21 protein-coding genes are annotated in these 26,666 nt (G+C 29.4%); 16 read left to right on the forward strand and 5 right to left on the reverse strand.

Annotated elements, in window-relative coordinates; translation table 11 throughout:
* Positions 1 to 8 precede the first annotated feature (8 nt).
* On the reverse strand, positions 9 to 311 hold the full coding sequence (locus tag EPJ79_RS00740; protein WP_147738067.1) for a class I SAM-dependent methyltransferase: 303 nt from the start codon (positions 309 to 311) through the stop codon (positions 9 to 11).
* Positions 301 to 1,119: a hypothetical protein gene (locus tag EPJ79_RS00745; protein ID WP_147738068.1), complete on the reverse strand. Its 819-nt coding sequence runs from the start codon at positions 1,117 to 1,119 to the stop codon at positions 301 to 303. Before EPJ79_RS00745 ends, EPJ79_RS00740 begins: the two co-directional genes overlap by 11 nt.
* A gap of 183 nt (positions 1,120 to 1,302) precedes the next feature.
* On the opposite strand from EPJ79_RS00745, the gene EPJ79_RS00750 reads away from it, so the two are divergent.
* The 6 genes from EPJ79_RS00750 (at position 1,303) to EPJ79_RS00775 (ending at position 7,321) form a co-directional block, all read left to right on the forward strand.
* Complete coding sequence (locus EPJ79_RS00750) at positions 1,303 to 2,313, forward strand: radical SAM/SPASM domain-containing protein (RefSeq protein ID WP_147738069.1); 1,011 nt, start codon at positions 1,303 to 1,305, stop codon at positions 2,311 to 2,313.
* Positions 2,306 to 3,364 carry a radical SAM protein gene (locus EPJ79_RS00755; protein WP_147738070.1) on the forward strand — a complete coding sequence of 353 codons (1,059 nt, stop codon included), beginning with the start codon at positions 2,306 to 2,308 and terminating at the stop codon, positions 3,362 to 3,364. The genes EPJ79_RS00750 and EPJ79_RS00755 overlap by 8 nt, the downstream gene beginning before the upstream one ends.
* Positions 3,365 to 3,655: 291 nt before the next feature.
* Positions 3,656 to 4,630, forward strand: coding sequence for a radical SAM/SPASM domain-containing protein (locus tag EPJ79_RS00760; protein WP_147738071.1), 975 nt, complete (start codon positions 3,656 to 3,658; stop codon positions 4,628 to 4,630).
* Positions 4,631 to 4,688: 58 nt separating this feature from the next.
* Complete coding sequence (locus EPJ79_RS00765; RefSeq protein ID WP_147738072.1) at positions 4,689 to 5,753, forward strand: NAD-dependent epimerase/dehydratase family protein; 1,065 nt, start codon at positions 4,689 to 4,691, stop codon at positions 5,751 to 5,753.
* Between the two features lie 268 nt (positions 5,754 to 6,021).
* Positions 6,022 to 6,441: a PepSY-like domain-containing protein gene (locus EPJ79_RS00770; RefSeq protein WP_021958690.1), complete on the forward strand. Its 420-nt coding sequence runs from the start codon at positions 6,022 to 6,024 to the stop codon at positions 6,439 to 6,441.
* A 49-nt stretch (positions 6,442 to 6,490) separates the two neighbouring features.
* On the forward strand, positions 6,491 to 7,321 hold the full coding sequence (locus EPJ79_RS00775; RefSeq protein ID WP_147547737.1) for an EFR1 family ferrodoxin: 831 nt from the start codon (positions 6,491 to 6,493) through the stop codon (positions 7,319 to 7,321).
* 8 nt (positions 7,322 to 7,329) lie between these two features.
* On the opposite strand, the gene EPJ79_RS00780 is transcribed toward EPJ79_RS00775, so the two are convergent.
* Positions 7,330 to 7,548, reverse strand: a complete 219-nt coding sequence (locus tag EPJ79_RS00780) for an ATP-binding cassette domain-containing protein (RefSeq protein ID WP_147738073.1) — start codon at positions 7,546 to 7,548, stop codon at positions 7,330 to 7,332.
* 404 nt (positions 7,549 to 7,952) lie between these two features.
* Between EPJ79_RS00780 and EPJ79_RS00785 the strand changes: the two genes are divergently transcribed.
* A complete protein-coding gene (locus EPJ79_RS00785; protein ID WP_147738074.1) occupies positions 7,953 to 9,545 on the forward strand; it encodes an alpha-glucoside-specific PTS transporter subunit IIBC in 1,593 nt (530 codons plus the stop codon).
* 51 nt (positions 9,546 to 9,596) lie between these two features.
* Positions 9,597 to 10,925, forward strand: a complete 1,329-nt coding sequence (locus EPJ79_RS00790) for a 6-phospho-alpha-glucosidase (RefSeq protein WP_147738075.1) — start codon at positions 9,597 to 9,599, stop codon at positions 10,923 to 10,925.
* Between the two features lie 86 nt (positions 10,926 to 11,011).
* Here EPJ79_RS00790 and EPJ79_RS00795 read toward each other — a convergent pair whose 3' ends face one another.
* Positions 11,012 to 12,109: an ABC transporter ATP-binding protein gene (locus tag EPJ79_RS00795; RefSeq protein ID WP_147738076.1), complete on the reverse strand. Its 1,098-nt coding sequence runs from the start codon at positions 12,107 to 12,109 to the stop codon at positions 11,012 to 11,014.
* A gap of 206 nt (positions 12,110 to 12,315) precedes the next feature.
* Complete coding sequence (adhE, locus tag EPJ79_RS00800) at positions 12,316 to 14,919, reverse strand: bifunctional acetaldehyde-CoA/alcohol dehydrogenase (protein ID WP_147738077.1); 2,604 nt, start codon at positions 14,917 to 14,919, stop codon at positions 12,316 to 12,318.
* A gap of 283 nt (positions 14,920 to 15,202) precedes the next feature.
* On the opposite strand from adhE, the gene EPJ79_RS00805 reads away from it, so the two are divergent.
* From EPJ79_RS00805 to dxs, 8 genes are all read left to right on the forward strand, one after another.
* Positions 15,203 to 16,165, forward strand: a complete 963-nt coding sequence (locus EPJ79_RS00805; protein ID WP_147738078.1) for a Gfo/Idh/MocA family protein — start codon at positions 15,203 to 15,205, stop codon at positions 16,163 to 16,165.
* Positions 16,166 to 16,237: 72 nt separating this feature from the next.
* Complete coding sequence (locus tag EPJ79_RS00810) at positions 16,238 to 17,278, forward strand: galactose ABC transporter substrate-binding protein (protein WP_147738079.1); 1,041 nt, start codon at positions 16,238 to 16,240, stop codon at positions 17,276 to 17,278.
* A gap of 24 nt (positions 17,279 to 17,302) precedes the next feature.
* The gene (locus EPJ79_RS00815; protein ID WP_147738080.1) at positions 17,303 to 20,443 is read left to right on the forward strand and encodes an Eco57I restriction-modification methylase domain-containing protein; all 3,141 of its coding nucleotides are present in this window, start codon (positions 17,303 to 17,305) and stop codon (positions 20,441 to 20,443) included.
* A gap of 124 nt (positions 20,444 to 20,567) precedes the next feature.
* Positions 20,568 to 21,614, forward strand: a complete 1,047-nt coding sequence (gene mglB / locus EPJ79_RS00820; protein WP_147738081.1) for a galactose/glucose ABC transporter substrate-binding protein MglB — start codon at positions 20,568 to 20,570, stop codon at positions 21,612 to 21,614.
* Positions 21,615 to 21,694: 80 nt separating this feature from the next.
* Complete coding sequence (gene mglA / locus EPJ79_RS00825) at positions 21,695 to 23,200, forward strand: galactose/methyl galactoside ABC transporter ATP-binding protein MglA (protein ID WP_021959776.1); 1,506 nt, start codon at positions 21,695 to 21,697, stop codon at positions 23,198 to 23,200.
* Positions 23,201 to 23,238: 38 nt separating this feature from the next.
* Entirely contained in the window at positions 23,239 to 24,261 is a 1,023-nt protein-coding gene (mglC, locus tag EPJ79_RS00830; protein WP_021959775.1) for a galactose/methyl galactoside ABC transporter permease MglC, read from the forward strand.
* 6 nt (positions 24,262 to 24,267) lie between these two features.
* Positions 24,268 to 24,405 (forward strand): hypothetical protein, encoded by a 138-nt coding sequence (locus EPJ79_RS11635; RefSeq protein WP_167497309.1) that lies wholly within the window; start codon positions 24,268 to 24,270, stop codon positions 24,403 to 24,405.
* Between the two features lie 27 nt (positions 24,406 to 24,432).
* Positions 24,433 to 26,310 carry a 1-deoxy-D-xylulose-5-phosphate synthase gene (dxs, locus tag EPJ79_RS00835; RefSeq protein WP_147738082.1) on the forward strand — a complete coding sequence of 626 codons (1,878 nt, stop codon included), beginning with the start codon at positions 24,433 to 24,435 and terminating at the stop codon, positions 26,308 to 26,310.
* Positions 26,311 to 26,666: the final 356 nt, after the last annotated feature.

Below are 26,666 nucleotides of genomic sequence, written 5' to 3' on the forward strand. Positions count from 1 at the left end.
ACTCCTTATTAATTATTTGGGATGGCATAAAATACTGCGCTATTTCCAACATAGTCATGCAAATTAAAATATAATTTATAATTTTTCAAACTATATAAAAATTTAGCTATTTTAAATAAACCGTCTTCGTTATGGTCGCCTAAAACCATTATAATTGGGTTTAATCTTTGTATCGTTTTTCTCGCTCCTAATAAAGTGTTTAATTCGTTTCCTTCTAAATGAAGTTTTATAATAGTCGGATTTATATTTAAACTGTCTACAGTAACGCATTGTTTAATATTATTATCGCCTTCAAAAATTTTAGAAGCCAACCCCCCCCCCTATATCTTCTTTGAAATTAACAAATCCATCAATATTATGAATAACTCTATTGTCTATAATAATTCTTTCATCATTTTTATAATTATCTATTAAAAAATCATAAGATTTATTATTTGGCTCAAAAGCGTATATATTTTTAAATTTATTTCCCGTAGCCTTTATAAAACTTTCAATGGTTTGTCCCATATCAGCTCCTAAATCTAATAAAACTTCGTTATTTTTCAATTTTGGAATACTTGGACAACCAAAATATTTCTTTTTTGACAATACGGGAAAATTAGGATTTATAACTTCCTTAACTTTTAATTTTTCGTATAAGAATTGAATATAATGATTTATAGATATTTCATCATGTTGTAATTCTTGGCATACTTTATATATTTCTTGTTTTGTTGAATCCAAAATATCGTCTATAAACCAGCCGTTAGATAATATACTTGGAAATATTAAATAAATATAATTATAAAAATGTATTATATTTTTACAGCCCAAACTTTTTAGATAATCCTCTATTTCGTTTCTTGAAATTGAAGATATGCAATTAATAAATAAAGAATTATATTTATCGTTAATTGCAATATCATAAGGTTTTACTATTTTTATATCTTTGAAATATCCTGTCTTTTGTTTATCTATCATATATTTTGGCTTAATATTCATATCTTGCAAAATATTAATAGCCATTTCACCAAGAGAACCCGCTCCGTATAAAACAATATCTTTAATATTTATCAAGCTTTCAAAATCTGGCGCTTTAGTATCGTAAATTTCATTTAGTTTTTTATTTATATTATCCATATTTTACTTTGTTTGATAATAATGCAATTTAATTTAATAAGAATTTATTTTATAATAATTATTAAATATTTGCAATATTAAAAACTATTAAAAAATAATAAAAATCAATAGAATAACATTTGACTTTTTTAAGAAAATATAATATATTAAAAAAATCAAATATTAAAAAATAGCAAATAAATTATGAAAGCAAAAATTAAACCGAGAATTGATTTAGAAAATAGAACAAAATTAGAAACCGTGATTCCTTTGAATACGCCTTTTATTATTTTTATAGACCCGTCTGATAAATGCAATTTTAGATGTAAATTCTGTCCTACGGGAAATATAGAGCTTATGAAAAATACTCAAGGAAGGAATTTCGGCGTTATAGATTTTAATTTATATAAAAAAATTATAGACGATTTGAAAGATTTTGAAAATAAAATTAAAGTTATAAGATTATATAAAGACGGAGAGCCTCTATTAAATCCTAATTTTCCCGATATGATAAAATACGCTAAAGATTCTGGATATGTCGATAGAGTCGACACTACGACAAATGCCTCTCTTCTTAACAAAGACTTATCTTTAAAAATTATAAACGCAGGGCTTGACAGAATAAATATTTCTATCGAAGGTATGAACTCAAAACAATATTTAGATTTTTCGAGAGCAAAATTAGATTTTAATAAATTGGTAGAAAATATAGCGTTTTTTTATGAGAATAGAAATCAATGTGAAATGATAATAAAAATAAACGGAGATATTATAGACGAAGAACAAAAAGAAGAATTTTATAATGTTTTTGGGGATATAGCGGACGGCGTTAATATAGAAAGCGTAATGTCATGCTGGCCCGAATTCGAGCTTGATAATGTAAGCGTTAATATGGAAAGGGGAATTTATGGACAAAATATAAAAGAAGTTATAGTTTGCCCTTATGTATTTTATTCTATGTCTATAAACTCAAGCGGTATAGCAAGCGCATGTTATTTGGATTGGGAGCGAAAATTAATTATAGGAGACGCGAATAAACAAAGCGTAAAGGATATTTGGAATGGAGAACGCATGAACGATTTAAGAAAATTATTTTTAATGAAAAAAAGAAAAAGTCATCCTATCTGTAAAGACTGCGGACAACTTACTCATGGAATGGCAGACAATATTGACGATTATGCGGATGAATTATTAAAAAGGATTAACAATGAATAAAGAAATTAATTGGATAGAGAGAAATCAAAGAAATTATCTTAAAGATGTTCTACCTTTGGATACTCCATATTCTATACAAATAGAAACGATAAGGGCATGTAATTTTAAGTGTGTTTACTGCGCATATTCAAGCGATAAAATACAACTTTATACTATGAAATTAGATACTTTTACAAAAGCTATAAAAGGTTTGCAAAAATTTAATAGGAAACTAAAAAATTTTGTTTTTTCTGGACTCGGAGAGCCTTTTTTGAATAAAGAATTATTTAAAATGATTGATTTGGTTAATGATTATACGGAAATTACAACGGTAATAACCAACGGTTCTTTATTGGACAAAAGCAATACAGACAAATTTTTACAAACATCCGCAAATGAAATAAGAATTTCATTGCAAGGAGTTACTGAAGAAGATTATTATAAGACTTGTAATTATAAAATTAATTTTAATAATTTTGTAGAAAATATTAATTATTTATATAAAAATAGAGGAGATAAAAAAGTATATTTAAAAATAGCCGATATATCTTTAGACAACGAAGATAAGAAAAATTTATTTTATAAATTATTTGAAGATAAAGCGGACTATTTGATAATACAAAAAATATCTCCTTTACAAAATGTAGTCGATTATAACGAAATAATTAACGACAATTCAAAAGGAGTATATTTTGAAAATACACAAAAATCGCTCGTATGTCCGCAACCATTTTTTAGTATGACGATATGCGCCGATGGAAAAGTCGCTCCTTGTTGTTCATTAAATTTAGATTCGCCAACAATAGGAAATATTAATAATAACGATATTTATGAAATATGGAACGATTATAATCTAAAAAATTTAAGAGTTTCTATGCTAAATGCAAAAATTGAATCTATAGACGGCTGTAGTTCTTGCGTATATCCAATATATCAATATAATAAGTATGACGATATAGACGATTTTAGAGAAGAATTATTAATGAAATATAGAAGAGAAGAGAAGAGAAGAGAAGAGAAGAGAAGAGAAGAGAAGAGAAGAGAAGAGAAGAGAAGAGAAGAGTTCTCGTAATGTTTGAATACGGCTTTAAGAAAGCTGCATAGAATGTATAATTATTATCGGAATTTTATTTTTTAATATTGTCAAAAAAATATTGTTTTGACAAATTTAAAATATTCTGTTATAATATTATTATGTTTGAAAAACATTATAAAAAAGATAAAGAAACCATAAATATTAAATTAAAAAAAATATATATATTAATATTATAAGTAAAATAACGGGATTGAATATTGAGGAAATCTTCAAATTATAATATAGAAAATATTTGCATAAAATATAAATTATTAAAAAGGATTAATAATGAATAAAGAAATTAATTGGATAGAACATAGAGGAAGAGTATATTTAAAAGATGTTTTGCCTTTAGATACTCCATTTAAAATAGAATTAGAACCTACTTCGGCATGCAATTTCAAATGTATATATTGCAGACATTCTACTGTAAAAATAAAACCTCAATTTATGAGTATGGAAATATTTGATAGAATTATATTAGGTTTGAAGAAATTCCCTAATAAAATAAAAACTTTGCATTTTGTTGGAATTGGAGAACCTTTATTAAATAAAAATATTTATGAGATGATTACTAAGGCTAAAGAAGTGGCGGATGATGTAGCGTTAATAACTAATGGTTCTTTATTGACAAAAGAAAATTCAAATAAATTAATAGAAACGGGAATAAATACCATAAGAGTTTCATTACAAGGAATTAACGAGGAAGACTATTTAAAAACTGCAGGATACAAAATTAATTTTAATGAATTTATAGATAATTTGGAATATTTATATAAAAATAAGAGCAATATAACAAAATTATATTTAAAAATGCCAGATATAGCAATAAATACGGATATTAAGAAAAAAATATTCTATGAACTTTTTGAGGACAAATGCGATTATTTAATTATACAAAATATTGCTAAATTGTTTTCAGATGTAGATTATTCTAATATTATTGTAAATGAAACCAAAAACAATTTTAGAATATGTCCGCAATTGTTTTATATGCTTTGCATAGCCGTTAGCGGTTCGGTATATCCTTGTTGCGCTGGATATCATAAGAATAATCTTAAAGTTGGAGATATAAATGATAGCCTTGTTGATATCTTTAGTGGGGGGGGGGGGCAGCATTCTAAAAATATTAGATTAATACATCTAAAAGGAATGAAAGATACTATAGATGCCTGTAAGAAATGTGAGATACCCAATTATTATTATAATAAATATGACGATATAGACGATTATGCCGATGAGTTATTAAAAAAATATGAGTAATGATATAAATAAAAATTATGAGATAAAATTAATATTATAAATAAAAATGAGGTGAGAAATGAAAATATTATTTATAGGAGGTAACGGCAATATTAGTTGGTATTGCGTTCAAGTAGCTTTAGAACATGGAAATACTTGCTATGTTTTAAATAGAGAACAGTCGTTAAAAACAAGAAGAGATATACAACCAGAAGTTATTAAACTTAAAGCCGATATACGAAATAAAGAACAAGCAAAAAATGTATTAAAAGGTTTATATTTTGATTGCGTCATAGATTTTATTTGTTATAACGAAGAAGACGCTAAGTTGGATATAGAATTATTTAAAAATAAAACTAAACAATTTATTTATATAAGTTCTGTAACGGTGTATAAAAGAAAAACAAAATATTTGCCTTTTAAGGAAAATACTCCTCAATGGGAAGATACAGATTATGACTACGCTTTAGATAAAGTAAAGTGTGAAAAAATTTTTATGAAAGCTTTCAGAGAAAAAAATTTCCCAATAACAATAGTTCGTCCAGCGCATACTTACGACACTATAATTCCTGTTTCAATAGGACATAATTGTTTTACCACTCCTCAAAGATATTTGAATGGAAAACCCATATTAATTGCAGGAGATGGTACAAATTTGTGGACATTAACTCATTCTAAAGATTTTGCTGAAGCTTTTATATATTTAATCGGAAATGAAAAAGCTATTGGAGAAGATTTTCATATAACTAGCGACGAATGGCTTACTTGGATTGAAATAACGGATTATTTATTAGAAGCTTTAGGTATTAAAAATGCAAAATATATTCATATACCAATCAATGATATTATTAAGATAGAAATACCAACCTCTAATAATTTAAAATTCTCACACATAGGAAAAGCATTTAAGGGACAGAGAATGTGGTGTGATATTTACGATAACTCTAAAATAAAATCGATTGCTCCAAATTGGAAATCTAAAATATTATTTAAAGATGGCATTAAACAAACTATTGATTGGATGTTTCAAAAAGATATTAGAAGAAGGTTTAATAAAGATTTAGATTTAATATTAGAAATGTTAACTTTAAAATATGCAAGAGCAGAGCAGAGCAGAGCAGAGCAGAGCAGAGCAGAGCAGTAATGTTTGAATATGCTTATCGAAAATCGGCATAGAATGTATATTTATTATCGGATAATTTTGGATAAGATTAAATTATAATTTTAGTTATATAAAATATTATCATATATGGGTTTTGAAGAATATAAAAAATATTTATTCCGATTCTCCTTATTTTTTGAATTTTAGATGACGATTATAATACCAATATATTATAATTTATATATTATTTTATATTGATATTTATATAATTTCTGTTATTATTTAATTAAAATTTATAAGTTTTGTTATAATGAAAAAAATATTTACATTATTATTTTTATTTAGCGCTTTTCTTATGGCGGACGATATATATATAATGCCCGAGCAATTGCCTCAAAACGCATTGCAATTTATACAAAAATATTTTCCAAATGTTAATATTCTATACGCCGAAATGGATAAAAAAGGTTATGAGGTTCAATTATCAAACGGAGTCGAAATTGAATTTTTGAGAAACGGAGAGTTTAAAGAAATAGAAGGAAATTATGTCGCTTTGCCTTTTGAAATATTGCCTCAAAGCGTTGCAAATACTGTTGGCAAAACATATCCTAATACGGTTATAACTAAAATAAAAAGAAAATGGAATTTCTATGAAGTAAAACTTAACAATATGATGGAACTTTATATAGACGCAAACGGACAACTTTTAGGACAAAAATTTGACGATTAATTTTTTTATGATATAATTAAATAAGTTTTAATTTAATGGGGGATTGATTATGAATATAAATAAAGTTTATTCCGTATATTATAGCGCTACGGGAACTACTCAAAAAATCGCTTCATTCTTAGGAGAGACAATAGCTAAAAAATTAAATATTCCGTTTGAAAAGTATAATTATAGTTTGCCAAAAAGAAGAGAGAAAATTTTAGAATTCAAAGAAAATGAATTAATAATATGCGCGTCTCCTACTTATGCGGGAAGAGTTCCAAATGTAATGCTTCCTTTTCTTAAAAATAATATTAAAGGAAACGGAGCTTTAGCAGTTCCAGTTGTTCTTTTTGGAAATAGAAATTTTGACGATTCTTTAATAGAATTAAGAAACATATTGGAAGATAACGGATTTAGAACTATAGCGGGCGGCGGATTCATAGGCGAGCATGCATTTTCCTACACTTTAGGAGCGAACAGACCTGACGAAAAAGATATGGCTATCGCTTTAGATTTCGCCGAAAAAATAGCGGATAAAATAATTAATCTCACGGAAATTCCTAAAGAGCCAATAAAAGTGAGAGGAAACGAACCTTTGCGTCCTTATTATATGCCGAGAGATAGACATGAACATGCTATAGATATTTTGAAAGTAAAGCCGAAAGTCGATGTTCCAAAATGCACCGATTGTAAAATATGCGCTTATGTTTGCCCAATGGCTTCTATAGATTTTAACGATGTGACAAAATATGTTAATATTTGCACGAAATGCGGCGCTTGTATAAAAAAATGCCCTGAAAAATGCAGATATTATGACGATGCAGGTTATTTATATCATCAACATGAATTAGAAGAAGAATTTGAAAGAAGAGCCGAACCTGAAATATTTTATATGTAATTAAATTTTTATATTGTGTTTAATTTAATTCTAATATCGTAAATTTTATTTGACATCTTATCCAAAGTTGACTTTATTAGTCTATTAATCATTTTTAAAAGCGTAGTTTTACCGCAACCGCTAGGTCCGATTATAGATACAAATTCGCCTTTTTCAATTTGGAATGAAATTGATTTTAAAACCGTTCGATTTTTGAATCTTTTAGTGATATTTTCTACTTTTATCATAGTTTACCCCTAAAAAGAACTTTTATTTTTATTATATTATAATTAGTAATAATTTCAATAGTTATATGCAATAAAGGAATAATATTTTTTACAATAAATTTGACATTTTTATTAAATATGTTATAATTAATCAAATTAAAAATTAGTAGAAAATTTATGCACAATACAATACAATACAATACAATACAATACAATACAATACAATACAATACAATACAATACAATACAATACAATACAATACAATACAATACAATAAGTATATATTTTATATTTTAATTATTTTTTCTATTTCGATTTTTAGATTCTCAAGGATTATGTTTATTCTTCAAACATACGGAGACATATTTATATATAGATTAAAATATCATTTTTTAATATTAAATAAATTATCGAGGTTTATATTATGGGATTACAAATAAACTTAAGAGAAAAATTTCAAAGATTTGGAGCGGCTATGTTCGTTCCCGTTCTACTATTTTCTTTTTCGGGTATAGTAGTAGGACTAACCATTATTTTTAAAGACAAAACTTTTGTAGGTAATTTGGCGAATCCTGAAGGTTTGTTTTATAGAGTGGTTTCCACAATAGAAGAAGGAGGTTGGACTATTTTTAGAAATATGCCTCTGTTTTTCTGTTTAGGAATACCTATCGGACTTTCAAAAATTGCTCCAGAAAGATGCATATTGGCTACTTTAATATGTTATTTATCGTTTAATTATTTTATAGCTTCTATACTTGGTTTTTACGGTTCTTATTTCGGAGTAGATTTTACTCAAGATGTCGGAGGAACGAGCGGTTTGGCTTTAATAGCGGGCATTAAAACTTTGGACACTAATATAATTGGAGCGATTTTAGTAGGATTAACTATGACGCTACTACATAATAGATTTTATGAAACAAAATTACCAGATTATTTGGGAATTTTTCAAGGGACTTCTTTCGTTCATATAGTCGGTTTTGGATGCATGTTAATTTTAGCTTTGTTAACATGCCTAATCTGGCCCAAAATACAATCTTTAATAAATTCTATGCAAGGATTTTTAGCAAGTTCTGGCGGAGTAGGAGTTTTTATATATACTTTTTTAGAAAGGTTATTAATACCTACGGGTTTGCATCATTTTATATACGGTCCTTTTATTTACGGTCCTGCGGTAGTTCCTGGAGGAATAGAGTCTTATTGGGCGTCACATGTTTCGGAATTTTCAAATATGATAGAGCCTCTAAAACAGATTTTTCCTCAAGGAGCTTTTGCATTGCATGGACAATCTAAAGTATTTGGAGCGCCTGGTTTAGCTTTGGCTATATATTTTTGTTCCGATAAAGAAAACAGAAAGAAAATGGCAGCTTTGCTTATTCCCGTTACCCTAACTTCAATTTTAGTAGGAATAACAGAGCCTTTAGAATTTACTTTTTTATTTATATCGCCTTTCTTGTTTTTTGTTCATTCTATACTTGCCGCTTCTTTGTCTACGGCTTTATTTGAAATAGGAGGAGTATCGGGAAATTTTGGAGCTGGTTTGATACAATTTATAACTCAAAATTGGATATTTGACTTAAAAAATCATGCTTCCGTAGTTATAGCCAATATAATAATAGGATTGATATTTACGGGAATATGGTTTTTAGTATTCAGATTTTTAATACTCAAATTTAATATATCAACTCCAGGAAGAGGAGGCGCTCAAACAAAATTATATAGAAAATCCGATTATAAAGAAAAAGAAAAAAATAAAAAATCAGGCTTTGAAGAGCAGGCTAAAGCGTATTTGGAAGCTTTGGGAGGAATTGAAAATATAGCCGATGTTACAAACTGCGCCACGAGATTAAGAGTAACCGTAAAAGATATGGAAATAGTTAAAGATGCGGAAGTATTTAAAGAAGGCGGAGCGCATGGCATAATGAAAAAAGGCAATTTAATTCAAATTATAGTCGGGCTTTCCGTTCCACAGGTGAGAACTAAATTTGAACAATTATTGAATGAAAAAAATAACGAATAGTTTTTAAATTTTATAAAATAAAAAAATAAATTAAATTAAGGAGTATAAAAAATGAAGAAACATTCGGTTGTTATAGCGGGAGGAGGAAGCACATTTACTCCCGAAATACTTTTAATGCTTTTAAGCGAAGAGGAAAGATTTCCTTTATCCGAGTTAAAATTGTATGACAATGACGCGGAAAGACAGGCGATTGTAGGAAATGCATGCGCTATCATAATGAAAGAAAGAGCGCCGCATATAAAATTTAGTTTTACTACCGACCCTAAAGAAGCATTCACGGGAGTCGATTTTGTTATGGCTCATATAAGAGTAGGAAAATACGAAATGCGTTCGCTTGACGAAAAAATTCCTTTGAAATATGGATGCGTTGGACAAGAAACATGCGGAGCTGGAGGAATGGCTTACGGTATGCGTTCTATAGGCGGAGTTTTGGAACTTATAGACTTTATGGAAAAATATTCTCCTGACGCTTGGATGCTTAATTATTCTAATCCCGCGGCTATAGTTGCGGAAGCCTGCAGAAGATTAAAGCCAAATTCAAAAGTTTTAAATATTTGCGATATGCCCGTAGGAATAGAAGATTATATGGCGGTTATATGCGGATTAAAATCCAGAAAAGAAATGCAAGTTAGATATTTCGGATTAAATCACTTTGGATGGTGGACGAGCATAAGAGAAAAAAGCACGGGAAAAGATTTAATGCCTATTTTAAAAGAGCATGTTTCAAAACATGGTTATTTGCATCCTAATTTAGATGCCTCTCATATGGATGAAGATTGGCGTTCAACTTACGAAAAAGCTAAAGACACTTGGGCTATTTCGCCAGATTTTATGCCAAATACTTATTTTAAATATTATCTATTTCCCGATTATGTAGTTAGTCATTCGGATATAAAATATACCAGAACTGACATGGTTAGAGACGGAAGAGAAAAAAGAGTTTTCGGCGAATGTATAAGAATAACCAAAGATGGAACTGCTAAAGATTCTATTTTTGAAGTCGGAGGACATGCGACTTATATAGTAGATTTGGCATGCGCTATAAGTAATAACACAAACGAAAGAATGCTTCTTATAGTTCAAAATAACGGTTCTATAATAAATTTTGACCCAACGGCTATGGTTGAAATTCCTTGTATAGTCGGTTCTGAAGGTCCAGAGCCTTTGGTTATGGGAGATATACCAAGATTTAATAAAGGATTAATGGAACAACAAGTTGCGGTTGAAAAATTAGTTGTTGACGCTTGGATAGAAGGCTCGTATCTTAAAATGTGGCAGGCTTTATCTATGTCTAAAACAATTCCAAGCGTGGAAGTCGCTAAAAAGATATTGGACGAATTAATAGAAGCTAATAAATCTTTTTGGCCCAAATTAAAATAGTAAGAATAGCAAGCGATAATTTATATTATTTAATAGGAATGCATAGTTGTTATGCATTCCTATTTTTTTAATATTATTTTCAATTATTATAAAATATTTTCTTCAGTTTCTTTGTCAAATATATGCATTTTATTCATATCTAATTCCATATAAACTTTTTCGTCTCTTTTAAAATCGTCATTTGAGTTTATTCTTATCGTAATTTGAGTTTCGCCTATATTTGAATATAAATAACTTTCAGAACCTACCATTTCAATTACATCAATTATAGCTTCTATATAACTTTCGCTTATTTTTTCTTTATGAAGTAAAATATTTTCGGGTCTTATTCCAATAATAACTTCTTTTCCGTTGTAAGAATCGTTTATTTTATATCTTATATTATTTGAAAGTTCTAATTTATATTTTTCAAATTCCGCTATCCATTTTTCGCCCGACTTTTCTAATTTAGCGTTTATAAAATTCATTTGAGGAGCGCCGATAAATCCCGCAACAAAAAGATTATTAGGATGATTATATAGAGTTTTAGCGTCATCGACTTGCATTATATTTCCGTCTTTCATAACGACTATTCTCGTTCCCATAGTCATAGCTTCCACTTGGTCATGAGTAACATATACAAAAGTTGTTTCAAGCTGTTTATGAAGTTTAATAAGTTCCGTTCTCATTTGTATTCTTAATTTTGCATCAAGATTTGAAAGTGGTTCGTCAAGCAAAAATACCGAAGGATTTCTAACCATAGCTCTGCCAAGCGCTACTCTCTGTCTTTGTCCGCCCGATAAAGCTTTTGGTTTTCTATCAAGAAGATGAGCGATATCTAAAACATTTGCAGCCCATTCGACTCTTTTTTTAATTTCGTCTTTTGGAGTTTTTCTGAGTTCTAATCCGAAAGCCATATTTTTAAAAACTGACATATGCGGATATAAAGCGTAATTTTGAAAAACCATAGCTATATCTCTATCTTTTGGAGCGATATCATTAACCACTTTTTCGCCAATAGAAAGTTTGCCGTCCGTTATCTCTTCAAGTCCGGCAATCATTCTTAAAGTTGTAGATTTTCCGCAACCCGAAGGTCCGACTAAAATAACAAATTCCTTATCTTCAATTTTTAAGTTAAAATCTTTTACGACTTCTACATTGTTATCGTAAACTTTTCTTATATGTTCAAAAGTTATGCTTGACATATTAATATCCTCTATTATTATTTAGTTTATATTATATAGTATATAAATAATTATTTCGTTGTCAATATTATTTATATAATTTTTTGGGGTTTTTGTTATTCCAGTTTTAGCAAAAAATAGTCTTTATTATATATTATCAAAAAATAAGGACTTCCGCAAATTACGAAAGCCCTTAATATGATTTTAATTATAAAAGTATTTACAAATTAATAAACGCCGTTATAAGCATCCAAGTATATTTGTTTTAATTCTTTCATTAAAGGATAAACAGGATTAGCGCCTGTGCATTGGTCGTTAAACGCTTGTTCTACTATATCGTCAAGTTTTTCATTAAATTCTTGTTCAGAAACACCGTATTCTTTTATTGACAAAGGTATATCGAGTTGTTTTTTAAGATTATTTATAGCCTTTATCAAATTAGCCACTTTTTCGCTGTCGTTTTTTCCGCCAAGCTCTATCAAATCCGCAACTGCAGCGTATCTTTGTCTAGCATGCGGATATTTATATTGAGGGAATAAACCTTGTTTTGTAGGTTTTTCGTTGGCGTTATATTTTACAACCTGACATATTAATAAAGCGTTCGCAAAACCGTGAGGAATATTGAAAGCCGCTCCCAATTTATGCGCCAAAGAGTGACAAATTCCCAAGAAAGCGTTCGCAAAAGACATACCAGCAAGAGCGGCTGCGTAATGCATATTTTCTCTCGCTTCTGGATTATTCGCTCCGTCTTTATAAGAATCTGGCAAATATTTAAATATTAATTTTATCGCTTTTTCCGCGTTGGAATTTGAAAACTCCGTAGAACATATTGAAGCGTAAGCCTCTAATGCATGAGTCAAAGAGTCAATACCGCTTGCGGCGCATAAACTTTTTGGCATGCTCATTACTAAATTGGCGTCAAGTATAGCCATATTAGGAGTCAAAGCGTAATCGGTTATAGGATATTTTATATGAGTAGCGTCGTCCGTTATAACGGCAAACGGAGTCGTTTCAGAACCTGTTCCGCTTGTGGTAGGAATTGCAACAAATTGAGCTTTTTTGCCCAAAGTTCCAGCATCGCATATTCTCTTTCTTATATCCATAAACACCATAGCTATATCTTCAAATTTGATTTCAGGATTTTCGTATAAAAGCCAAGCTATTTTTCCCGCGTCTATAGGAGAGCCTCCTCCCAAAGATATTATCAAATCTGGCTCAAACGCTCTTGCGGTTTTTAATATATCCATAACCAAACTTATAGTAGGGTCTGGTTTAACATCGGAAAATATTGAATATTTTACTCCTATATCGTCTAAAACTTTTGTTACATTATCCGTAATTCCCAATTTGTAAAGCGGTCCGTCCGTTATGATAAGCGCTCTTTTCTTATCCGCAAATTCTCTTAAAGCGAAATCCAATGAACCTCTTTTTAAGTAAATTTTTTGCGGAACTCTATACCATAGCATATTTTCTCTCCTTGAAGCTACCGATTTTATATTTAACAGATGTTTAACTCCCACATTTTCACTTGTAGAATTTCCTCCCCAGCTTCCGCATCCCAAAGTCAAGGAAGGCTCTAATCTGAAGTTATAAACATCTCCTATAGCGCCTTGAGAAGAAGGCATATTTACAAGTATTCTTCCTGTAGGCATTTTTTCGTAGAATTGAGCTATTCTTTCTTTTTGATTGTCTTCGTCCGTGTATAATACCGAAGTATGTCCCAATCCTCCAAATACCACCAAATTATGAGCCTTATTCAAAGCGTCCTCAAAATTATCCGCTTTATACATAGCCAAAACTGTGGACAATTTTTCATAAGAAAAGGCTTCGTCTCTGCTTATTGAAGAAGCTTCTCCTATAAGAATTTTTGTCTCTTCTGGAACGGTTATTCCCGCCATTTTAGCTATGACATAAGCGGGCTGTCCTACAGTTTTTGCGTTCAAAGCGCCGTCAATTATTATTACTTTGCTTATTTTCTCTTTTTCGTCTCTATTTAGTATATAAGCTCCTCTATAAACGAATTCTTTTTTTACTTCTTCGTAAACGCTTTTTAAAACGACTACCGATTGTTCGCTTGCGCAAATCATACCATTGTCGAAAGTTTTACTCTGAATAACGGAGTTAACCGCCATTTTTATATTTGAAGTTTCGTCTATAATGGCTGGGGTGTTTCCCGCTCCTACTCCCAAAGCTGGTTTTCCGCTCGAATAAGCCTCTCTAACCATTCCAGGTCCGCCAGTTGCAAGTATCAAGTTTATTTTAGGATGTTTCATTAATGCGGCAGATAATTCAACCGTAGGCTCTTCTATGCATCCCACCAAACCGTCTGGCGCTCCGTTTTCAACGGCTACTTGATTTATTATTTTGCAAACTTCAGCCGTGCATTTTTTTGCTCTCGGATGGGGAGAGATTACTATGGCGTTTCTCGTTTTTAATGTTATAAGCGATTTGAAAGCCGCCGTAGATGTAGGGTTGGTTGTCGGAACTACTCCCGCTATTACTCCGATAGGTTCTGCGACTTTTTTAATTCCCATAGCCGTATCTTCGTCTATTATCCCGCAGGTTTTAGTATGTTTATATTTATTATAAATATACTCCGAAGCAAAGTGATTTTTAATAACTTTGTCTTCCACTATCCCCATTCCTGTTTCTTCACAAGCCATTTTTGCCAAAGGTATTCTTCTACTGTTTATAGCTATCGCGCATGCTTTGAATATTTCGTCAACTTTTTCTTGAGAAAATGTGGCGTAAATTTTCTGAGCTTTTTGAGCTTTCGATATTAAATCGTCAAGTATAGAATTCTCGGCGTTTCCTTTTACTTCTTTACTCATTTGTATCTCCTGTATTAATTTTTGTTAATATTGTATAATAAATAGTTAATAAAGTCAACAATTTGTTAATTAGGTATTAAATAAAGAACAAAATAACCTAAATATTTTAATAAATTGTAATGATTTTATCGGTTAATTTATATAATTCTAAATTAAAAAAATCAAACGGCATTGAGTAATAAAAAAGATTTGACTTTATAATTTAAATATGTTAAAATAATTTATATTATTATCTTATATATGTAAGAAAGTGTAATTTTAGTTAATTAAGGAGACTTTATTTATGGAAAAAGTTAATATAAGTCTTATTGGAATTGGAAGAATGGGACAATTCCATCTTAATGTTATAAATCAAATAAATTCAATTAATTTAAGCGGTATTTACGATTCGGACGAAAAACATTTAAATGAAATTTCAAGCAAATATAATATAAATAAATTTGGCAGTTTGGAGGAAGCGATTGACAAATGCGATGCGGTTATAATAGCGAGTCCTACAAAATTTCATTTCGATATAGCTAAAAAGTCGATTCAAAAATGCAAGCATGTTTTAGTTGAAAAACCTATGACTGAAAATTTTATGCAAGCGGAAGAATTGGAGACAATGGTAAAAGAAAAAAATATTATATTTCAAGTCGGACATGTAGAAAGATTTAACGGAGCGGTTCAAGAATTGCATCATATAATAGAAAATCCTTATTTAATAGAAGCGAGAAGATTAGCGCCTTTCACTCCGAGAATAACCGATGTCGGAGTCGTTTTCGATATTATGATTCATGATTTGGATATAGTAACTTCTTTAGTTAAAAAACCTCTTATAAGATTTTCTGCAAGCGGAAAAAGAATAAAAACAAATAACGAAGATATTGCAAGCGCATTATTAGAATTTGAAGGAAATACTATAGCTACGATAAGCGCAAGCAGAGTGACGCAAGAAAAAATAAGAACTTTATCGATTAGCTCTGAAGAAGCGCATTTTATATTGGATTATGCAACGCAAGATATAACGATACATAGACAAGCGGCGAGTCAAAGTAAAATAAAAACTTCTATTGGAATAAATTATACTCAAGAATCTATAATAGAAAGAGTATTTATTCACAGAGACAATCCGCTCAAATTGGAAGACGAACATTTTGCAAATTGCATATTAGGAAAAGATAAAAAATTAGTTTCGATAGAGGACGATGTTAGAACGATTAAATTAACCGAAGGCATTTTAAATAAAATAAAAGAAACTTGGTAGTTTATTATTAATATTGACATTAAAATCTATTAAACTATAATTTGAATATAAATTAAATTTAGGAGAAATTATATGTTAAAAAAAATTACTATATTCACTTCAATGATTTTTGTAACGGTTTTGTCTTTATTTGTCGGATGCTCTAAAGAAGAAAGCAAAGCGGAAAAACAAATAAAACTTGGAATAACAATTTATAGTTATAGCGATAATTTTTTGTCTTTTATGCGAAGAAATATAGAATCTATGCTAAAAGATAAAGCTTCTTTTATTGTGAACGATTCTGAAAATGACCAGGCTAAACAGTATGACCAAATAGACGCGGCAATTCAAAGAAAAGTTGACGCTTTGGCTATTAATTTAGTTGACCCAATGTCCGCTAATATGGTTATTGATAAGGCAAAAAAAGCGGGAATTCCCGTAGTATTTTTTAATATAGAACCTCGATTAGAACATATTATGAGTTATGATAGAGTTTGGTATGTTGGAACTAAAAGCAGAGAATCGGGCGATATTCAAGGAGAAATGGTTTTAAATGCTTGGAAATCAAATTCAAAATGGGATAAAAATAATGATGGAAAAATTCAATATGTTTTATTAAAAGGTTTGGCTGGGCATCCCGATACGGAAGGCAGAACTGAAAGAATAAAAGCGGTATTAATCGATAATGGAATAATTTTAGAAGAGCTTGACGAACAGACGGCTAATTGGGATATTCTTCAAGCTCAAAATATTGCAAATACTTGGATAAAAAAATATGGCGATAGCATAGAGTTTATATTTTCAAATAACGATTCTATGGCTTTAGGCGCTTTAAAATCGATTCAAGCTCAAGGCTATAATATCGGAGATGAAAGTAAATATATTCCTATTGTCGGAGTTGACGCTATACCTGAAGTTATTGAAGAGATAAGAAAAGGTTCTATTGTAGGCACGGTTTTGCAAAGTCCTAAAGACCAAGCGAGAGCGGTTGTCGATATGATTTTAAATGTCGCTTCGGGAAAAGATGTTTTGGACGGAACGGATTATAAACTTGACGAAGTTAAAGCGGTTAGAGTTCCTTATAAAGCGATTACTAAAGATAATATAAATGACGCTTTAGAAGCTTATAATTGATTATTTAATAGGAATAACTACTTTATGGATGATATTAGCAAATTAAAAGAAAAATGGGACGCTAATAAAGAAGATTATAAACTAAAAGAAGTAGGTTCTGGTATTCATAGTTTTATTAAAGATGCGCTTTTATCTGATAAGCTATTTAATTTAAAAGAAACGGTTAGAAATACAAAAAAAAATTTAACATTCGTTCATGATACTGAAGCGGATAAAAATGGAAGACCTGATTTTATATTATATATAGACGAAAATATAACTATAGTATGCGAAGTTAAATGTTATGGAAGTATAAAAAGCGGAGAAGAGCAGATATTAAGATACCAAAGCGGGTATAATAAACAATACGGCATATTAACGGATGGTTATGAATGGAGATTTTATAACGGAAATTCGTATAGAGTTATTACTATAGAGGAAATATTTGAAGATAATAAAAAATTTATTACATTATGGAGCGAATTTAAAAGTCAAGAATATTATTATTTAGAGTTATTTGACGATAAAAACAATATCGCATTTAAAGTAGAAGATGAAAAGGAATTATTTTTTAATAGTATCACTTCGTTAATTTATAATTTCAAAACTAAATTAAATCTTGCAGGATATTTTATTAACGATGAAGATAAAGATAAAAAAGCTACCGAGATATCATACGCATATATAATACAATTTATATTATATAAAACTCTTATAGATAATTCATATATAGATTTTAATGACGATTTTAAGGATAGATTGGATGTTATATCAAAAAACTTAAAATTTGGAGATACGGCTTATATAAATATTCTTAATAATATAAAAAGCATATCGTCTATGATTTCTAAAAAGTTATACAGACCATTTAAAAAAGAACAGGAATTTATAAATGAAAAATTAGAATCTATTATGTCAAAACCAAAGGCTATGTTATCCGATATATCTTTATGGCTTGATATTATTTTATTTATAAAAAGATTTGATTTTTCTAATGTAAAAAACGATATATTTGGATTTATATATGAAAATTATTTAAAAGAATTGTATGAAGATAAGGATAAAGGGCAATATTTTACAGACCCAGAGTTAGTCGATTTTATGCTGAATGAAATGGGATATACGATAAATAATATAAAAAAGTTAGACGAGGATAAAATATCGATAATAGACCCTTCATGCGGAGCTGGAACTTTTTTATATAATGCCGTTTCGAGAATAATAGACGCTTTTTTTGACGGTTCGGAATCTAATGCAAAATATATAGAAAAACTAATAAATGAAAATATATTTGGACTTGATATATCAGAATTTCCTTTATATTTGGCTGAAATGAGTATTTTAATGAGAATGCTTCCAATAATAATAAACGAAAAATATAATAATCCGTTAGATAAAAAAATTCAGTTATTCAAAACAAACGATAGCATATCGGAGTTTATTAATACCGATATAATGGATAATTCTAATATAGAAAAAGATAACGGACAATATTTTATTAATTATGAAGAGGATTTATCTTTAGGATATAGTAGTTATATAAGAGACGAAGAAGATTTAAAAGGCTTAAAAATTAGCATTTCGCCGCCAAGAAGACGATTCGATTATGTTATAGGGAATCCGCCTTATATTTCCTATAATAATTGCATTACTCAAAAAATATTATTTACTCAATTAATGAGTAAGAATAATAAAAAAATTTATATGAATAATATTTATGGCGTTAATTTACATAGCACGCCAGGTAATAAAAAGAATTATCCTCCAAGACCAAATTTATACGCATTTTTTGTAGCTCTTGGAATTGGATTATTAAAAAAAGATGGTAAATTATGTTATATTATACCTCAAACTATTTTAACCGAGCCTAATTATGATGTATTGAGATATCATTTATCTAAATTTACAAGCATAGAAAAAATAATAATATTTAATTTAAAAATGTTTATAGGCAGAGGAATAAAACAGAAAAAAACTATACCTACATCAAGTTTAATAATAGTATTGCAAAATAAACTTCCTAATAAAAATCATAAAGTAAAAATTATTAAATATTATAAAAAGGATAATATTATCAATATTGGAAAATATTTGAAATCAAATAGTAAAAATGTAAAAAGCATAGAGCAAAAAGAATTAATCGATAATTATAATAATTGGAATTTTATTAATTTAGACAATAGATTTAAAGAATTTATAAGACTTTATAACGAATCATCCGAAGATTTTTCTAATTATTATAATCATAGTTCATCGAATATGAGATTTAAAAGTAAATTCTATTTCGATGCTGGATATGAATTATTAAAAGATAAATATTCTTATAGTTCTATAAATGATTATTATCAGTTAATAAATATTAATAATAACGAATATAAAGTATCGTTGAAAAATATATATTATCCAAATAACAAAGAATATATTAAAGTTCCCGAAGGAAGTCAAGGCATAGATAATATTCTATCAAATAGATATTTTATACTTTGGAAAAAAGCATATTCAAATTATAGTAATTTTTGTTTTATTGATTCTAAAAACACAAAAATTATATTCGATACTTCTATTCAGTGTATCGCTTCAAATAATAAAAATGAATTATTGTATATAATGGCTCTTTTAAATAGTTTTATGAATAAAAATATTTATAACAGTTTATTTAAATTAAGTAATGAAAAAGTTGGAATATTTAAAGCCATATCGAGAATAAAACAATTTATAAGAATACCTAAAATTTCAGATAGTAATCTTTATATAAAAAATGAAATCATAACACAAATGGAGAATATTTTAAAATTAGAAAATATATATTTAAAAGATATTATAAATTTTAATTCTATTCAAATGCAAAAATTTGATAATATATATTTAAAAAATAATAATTTAATTTTAGAATACAAAGGAAATGAAATTAAATTAAAAATAAAGTCTAATTTGTTAGATACGATAAATAATAATATCGATAGTTATATAAAAAACAATAAAAAAAATATTTTGACTTCAGATTTAAAAATGATAAAGATTATCAATTATGATAAACAGAATGAATTAAAGGAATATTTAGATTATCTAGTATTTATATTGTATTTTTCTATTCCCATAAAAAATATAGGAATAGAAAATATTGATTATATAAAAAAGATATGCAATAATAATAACGATTTTTTATATATTAAAAGTTTATCATAGAATTATAGCTAATTTATTAAAAATATTACGCTTAATATTCTATTGAAGACTTGATTTAAAAATAAAAATGTATATACTTAATAATAGAATATTAATTAAATTTAATTAAGGAGATTTTTTAATCATGAGAAAAAACTTAATTTTTGTTATAAGCGCTATGCTTATAATATCAGCCGTATTGATGGTTTCATGCGGAGAGAAGAGCGGCTCAAAAGCCAGCGCGGATGCGCCAACTATCGGAGTAACTATTTATAGGTATGACGATAATTTTATGTCTTTCGTTAGAAGAAATATCGAAAGTTTTATTTCGGGAAAAGCTCAATTAATAATGAACGATTCTCAAAATAATCAAGCTCAACAAAATGACCAAGTCGATGTTATGCTAAACAAAGACACTAAAGCTTTGGCTATTAATTTAGTTGACCCTCAAGCGGCTCAAACTATAATTGATAAAGCGAAAGCAAAAGACATTCCCGTAGTTTTCTTTAATAAAGAAGCAAGCCCTCAAGCTATGGCAAGCTACGATAAAGCTTGGTATGTCGGAACAAAGAGCGAAGAGTCTGGAGATATGCAAGGCGAAATTGTCGTAAAAACTTGGAAGGCAAATCCTTCTTGGGATAAAAATGGCGATGGCGTTATACAGTATGTTTTAATAAAAGGCGAACCAGGACATCCTGATGCAGAAGCTAGAACATCTCATGTAACGAAATATATAACCGAAAACGGAATCAAAGTTCAAAAATTGGAAGAGTTAAACGCTAATTGGGATACGGCAAGAGCAAAAGATATAGTTGACGCTTGGATACAAAAACATGGCGACAAAATAGAATTTATATTCTCAAATAACGATTCTATGGCTTTGGGCGCTTTGCAATCCGTTCAGTCTTTAGGATATAATCAAGGCGACAATAGTAAATTTATTCCAATAGTCGGAGTTGACGCTATTCCCGATATGCTAAACGAAATTAAAAAGGGAACGATTGTAGGCACTGTTCTGCAGGACTCTTTGAATCAGGCTAAAGCCGTTGTAGATTTGTCATTGAATGTAGCCAATGGAAAAGAACCTTTGGAAGGCACTCAATGGACATTAGACGATGTTAAAGCGGTTAGAGTTCCTTATGTTCCTATAACTTTAGACAATATACAAGTTGCGGAAGATACATATAAATAATTCTCATAATAAATCGGGGGTATTAATTCTAATATCCCCGTATTTTATTTTGATTTTATAATTTAAGGAATAATAAAATTATGGGCGATGAAAAGAAAGTCATTCTTGAAATGAAAAACATTTCTAAATATTTTCCAGGCGTTCAGGCTTTGGATAACGCTCAATTAACCGTGAAAGAGGGCGAGGTTGTAGCTCTTATGGGAGAAAATGGCGCTGGAAAATCTACTTTAATGAAATGTTTATTTGGAATATATCATAAAGACAAAGGCGAAATATTTTTAGACGGAAAAGAGGTTAATTTTACATCTCCGAAGCAGGCTTTAAATAACGGCGTTGCTATGGTGCATCAAGAATTAAATCAAGTTAGACAGAGAAGCGTTGCCGATAATATTTGGCTTGGAAAATATCCTACTAAATTTGGCATAGTCGATGAAAAGAAAATGTTTGACGACACAAAAGCAATTTTTGACGATTTGGAAATTCCGTTAAATCCTAAAACTAAAGTTAATACTTTGTCGGTATCCGAAATGCAAATGGTTGAAATAGCAAAAGCGGTTTCATACAATTCTAAAGTATTGGTGCTTGACGAACCTACAAGCTCTTTAACCGAAAAAGAAGTTGCAAAATTATTTAAAATTATAAGAAAACTTCAGAGTAGAGGCGTGGGAATGATTTATATCTCTCATAAAATGGAAGAGATACTTCAAATATCGGACGAAGTGACAATAATGCGAGATGGAAAATATGTCGCAACTACTCCGTCAAAAGATTTAACTACGGATATTATAATTAAACAAATGGTTGGACGGGATTTAACGAATAGATTTCCTCCAAAAACTAATACTCCTTCGGAAGATATATTGGCAATTAAAGATTTTACCGCTTATTATCAGCCTTCTTTAACCGATGTTAATTTTAATGTTAGAAAAGGCGAAATATTCGGAATAGCGGGATTAGTCGGAGCTAAAAGAACCGAAATACTTGAAAGCATTTTTGGAATGAGGACTTTATCGAGCGGACAGATATTCAAAAGAGATATGATTATAAAAAATAACAGCACGAGAAAAGCAATAAAGCATGGTTTTGCGCTTGTTACAGAAGAGAGAAGACAAACGGGAATATTTGCTATGCTTTCTATTAATTTTAATTCTATAATAGCGAATATTGACAATTATAAAGGAAATTTCGGATTTTTAAATAATAGAAAAATGCATGAAGACACAATGTGGGTAATCGACAGCATGCAGGTAAAAACTCCTTCTGAAAAAACGCCTATTCAATCTTTATCGGGCGGAAATCAACAGAAAGTTATACTTGGAAGATGGCTTTTAAGCGCTCCAGATATTTTAATGCTTGACGAACCTACGCGCGGAATAGATGTCGGCGCTAAATACGATATTTATAAATTAATTATAGATTTGGCTACGGAAGGAAAAACTATTATTATGGTTAGTTCTGAAATGCCCGAATTACTTGGAATAACCGATAGAATTATGGTTATGAGTAATGGAAAGGTTGCGGGAATAGTAGAAACTAAAGATACTAATCAAGAAGAAATAATGGCATTATCCGCCAAATATTTATGATATTAAATATAATAAAATAAAATTAAAAGGAAAAAATTATGTCTGAAGAAAAATCTAATCTTAAAACAATTAAATCTTTTATATTGAATAACGCTATATTTGCAGCGCTTCTTATAATATTAATCGGTATTATAATTAAAGAACCTTCATTTTTTAGGTTAAGCAATTTTTTAAATATATTCGCTCAAGCCTCAACTCGTATGATTATCGCGGTTGGAATTGGAACTTTGCTCGTTACACAAGGAAATGACCTTGGAGCGGGTAGGGCGGTTGGACTTGCAGCCGTAGTGAGCGCGTCTTTACTTCAGTCGCTTGATAATCCTACAAGAATGTATCCTAATTTGCCATTGCTTCCCGTTATTCTTCCAATACTTTTGGTTATGGTTATACTTATGGTTTTCGGACTTATAAACGGAATAATAATTTCAAAATTGTATGTTACGCCTTTTATTGCAACTTTAGGAATGCAGCTTATTCTTTACGGAGTGACAAGCACTTATTTTGATAGACCGCCTTATGGCGCGCAACCTATTGGCGGATTAGACCCAAGATTTACAAATTTGGCTCAAGGCGGAATAAAAATCGGAAGTTTTACAATATCTTATTTAATAATATTTGCCGTGATAATAACTTTTATAATGTATATTATTTGGAATAAAACAAAATTAGGAAAAAATATTTTCGCAGTCGGAGGAAATCCCGAAGCCGCTGCAGTGTCGGGCGTTAATATTCCTTTAACTTTAATGATTGTCTATACTATGGCTGGCGCTTTATACGGAATAGCTGGCTCTTTGGAAGTTGCGCGAGTCGGTTCGGCTACAAACAATTTAGGAAACGGATACGAACTTGACGCTATAGCCGCATGCGTTGTAGGAGGCGTTTCTTTTTCGGGCGGTATCGGTTCTATTTTGGGAATAGTTTCGGGCGTTTTAATATTTCAGGTTATAAATTATGGTATGTCATTTGTCGGCATCTCGCCTTATATGCAATATATAATTAAAGGAGCTATAATAATAGCAGCCGTTGCCGTTGATACTCAAAAATATTTGAAAAAGGTTTAATTATTTATGACTTCTAATAACGACCCTTTTAATAGAGAATTTAATAAAAGAGAAACTAAAAGAAGAACTATAAAATCTTGGTTATTTTTAGGTTTTATTTTTCTAATATTCGTTATAACGGAATTGATATATAGATTAAGTTAGATTTTATTGTTATTTATTTATAAAAATATGTATATAGAAAATATAAACAGTCCTTTGGATTTGAAAAAATTAAAAAAAGAAGAACTTCCTTTACTTGCTAAAGAAATAAGAGATTTTATAATTAAAACTGTTTCAAATACGGGCGGGCATTTGGGGAGCAATTTGGGAGTCGTTGATTTAACTATAGTTCTTCATTATTTATTTGATTCCCCGAAAGACGCTTTTATATTCGATGTCGGGCATCAAACTTATACTCATAAAATTTTAACGGGAAGAAAAGACAAATTCCATACATTAAGAGCTTACGGCGGAATTTCTGGATTTCCTAAAAAATGCGAGTCGGAACATGATATTGAAGAGACGGGACATGCTTCAACTTCGCTTTCTTTCGCTTATGGAGTAGCTCAAGCTAAAAATATTTTGCTAGATAGCGGAGAGGTTATAGCGATAATAGGAGACGGCGCTATGACGGGCGGAATGGCGCTTGAGGCTATTAATAATATCGCTCATACAAATACTGATATGATTATAATTTTGAATAATAATGAAATGTCGATTGGAAAAAATATTGGCGCTATTTCAAAATTTTTAAACGCCACATTAAACGATGATTTAATTCAAGAGGCTTCTTATAAAATTAAAGATTTAGTTTCAACATTGCCTTTTGGCGATATTGCAAACGAAATAATAGACAGAGGAAAAGGCGCTATTAGAAGTTTTGTAGCTCCTGGAATAGCTTTTAGAGAATTAGGATTTAAATATTTTGGTCCTGTTGATGGGCATAATTACGAAGAGTTAATTTCAACTTTTGAAAAAATAAAACAAATAAAAGGCGCTAGATTAATTCAAGTAAATACGATTAAAGGAAAAGGATACGAAATTGCCGAAAAAAATCCCGCTAAATTTCATGGAATAGCTCCTTTCGATATTGAAACGGGAGAGTTAAAATCAAAATCTTCAAATAAAACTTTTTCTTTTCTTGCGGGAGAGAGCATAATCGAAGAGGCTAAAGAAAATAAAAATATTGTGGCAATAACGGCTGCTATGGAATCGGGAACGGGACTTACGGAATACGCGAAAATTTTTAAAGACAGATTTTTTGATGTCGGAATTGCAGAACAACATTCTATAACTTTTGCGGTAGGGCTTGCAGAAAGCGGACTAATTCCTTTTGTATGTTTATATTCGACTTTTTTACAAAGAGGATACGACCAAATTATACATGACGCATGCATAATGAAGGCGAATGTTAAATTTATGATTGACAGAGCGGGACTTGTGCCTGAAGATGGCGATACTCATCAAGGAGTTTTTGATATTTCTTTTTTAAGAATAATTCCAAATATCGTAATAATGTCGCCCGTTTTTGAAGAAGATTTTAAGGAAATGGTAAAAAAATCTATAGAATATAAAGGTCCTACGGTTATAAGATATAATAAATCTGCAGTTAGAGATAGCGAAAATAATAAAGAAAATATTATTTCTGATAATTTTGAAATTGGAAAAGCGCATATTGTAAGAGAAAGCCATAATAAAGAAAACAATAAAAAAAATTGTATAATAAGCTATGGGCAGACTTTAATTGATATTGTGGAGGCTATAAACGAAATTAATTTTGACGCTTCAATTTTAAATCTATCGACTTTAAAACCTCTTGATGAAAAAACTATAATAGATTTTATAAACAAATCGGATAAAATTTTAATAATAGAAGAGAGTTTAAAAAATGGCGGAATTGGAAGCGCGATTTTAGAGCTTATGTCGGATAATCAAATATTTAAACCCGTAAAAATTCACGCGTTGCCAAATAAATTTTTTGAAGTGGCTACGAGAGGAAAATTATTAGAATTATATAAACTTGATAAAAACGGAATTAAAGAGGTTATAATCGAATATTTTAATTAAAATTTATCGATAAAAAGCCGATATTTTAATATAAAGAAAGTTAAAAATTAAAAATTTTTTGCTTGACTTTTTTAAATTATTTGTTATTATTATAATAGAATAATTGATTAAAGTTAAAGTTTTATAAAAAATCGCTTGACTTTTTTTAAAAGTTTATTATTATATGTATAGATAAATAAAAATTGTTATGCTTTAAGCAAAGCAATTATTATGAAAATATGAAATAAAGGGTAGGGATAAGTTAATGGAAAGTAGAATATTTTCTTCTATTATAGAGGCTCAAGGCTCAAGGCTCAAGGCTCAAGGCTCAAGGCTCAAGGCTCAAGGCTCCTCTTTATAATTATAACATTAACTTA

This window comes from Brachyspira aalborgi, from assembly GCF_008016455.1.
In the GTDB taxonomy this organism is placed as follows: Bacteria; Spirochaetota; Brachyspiria; order Brachyspirales; family Brachyspiraceae; genus Brachyspira; species Brachyspira aalborgi.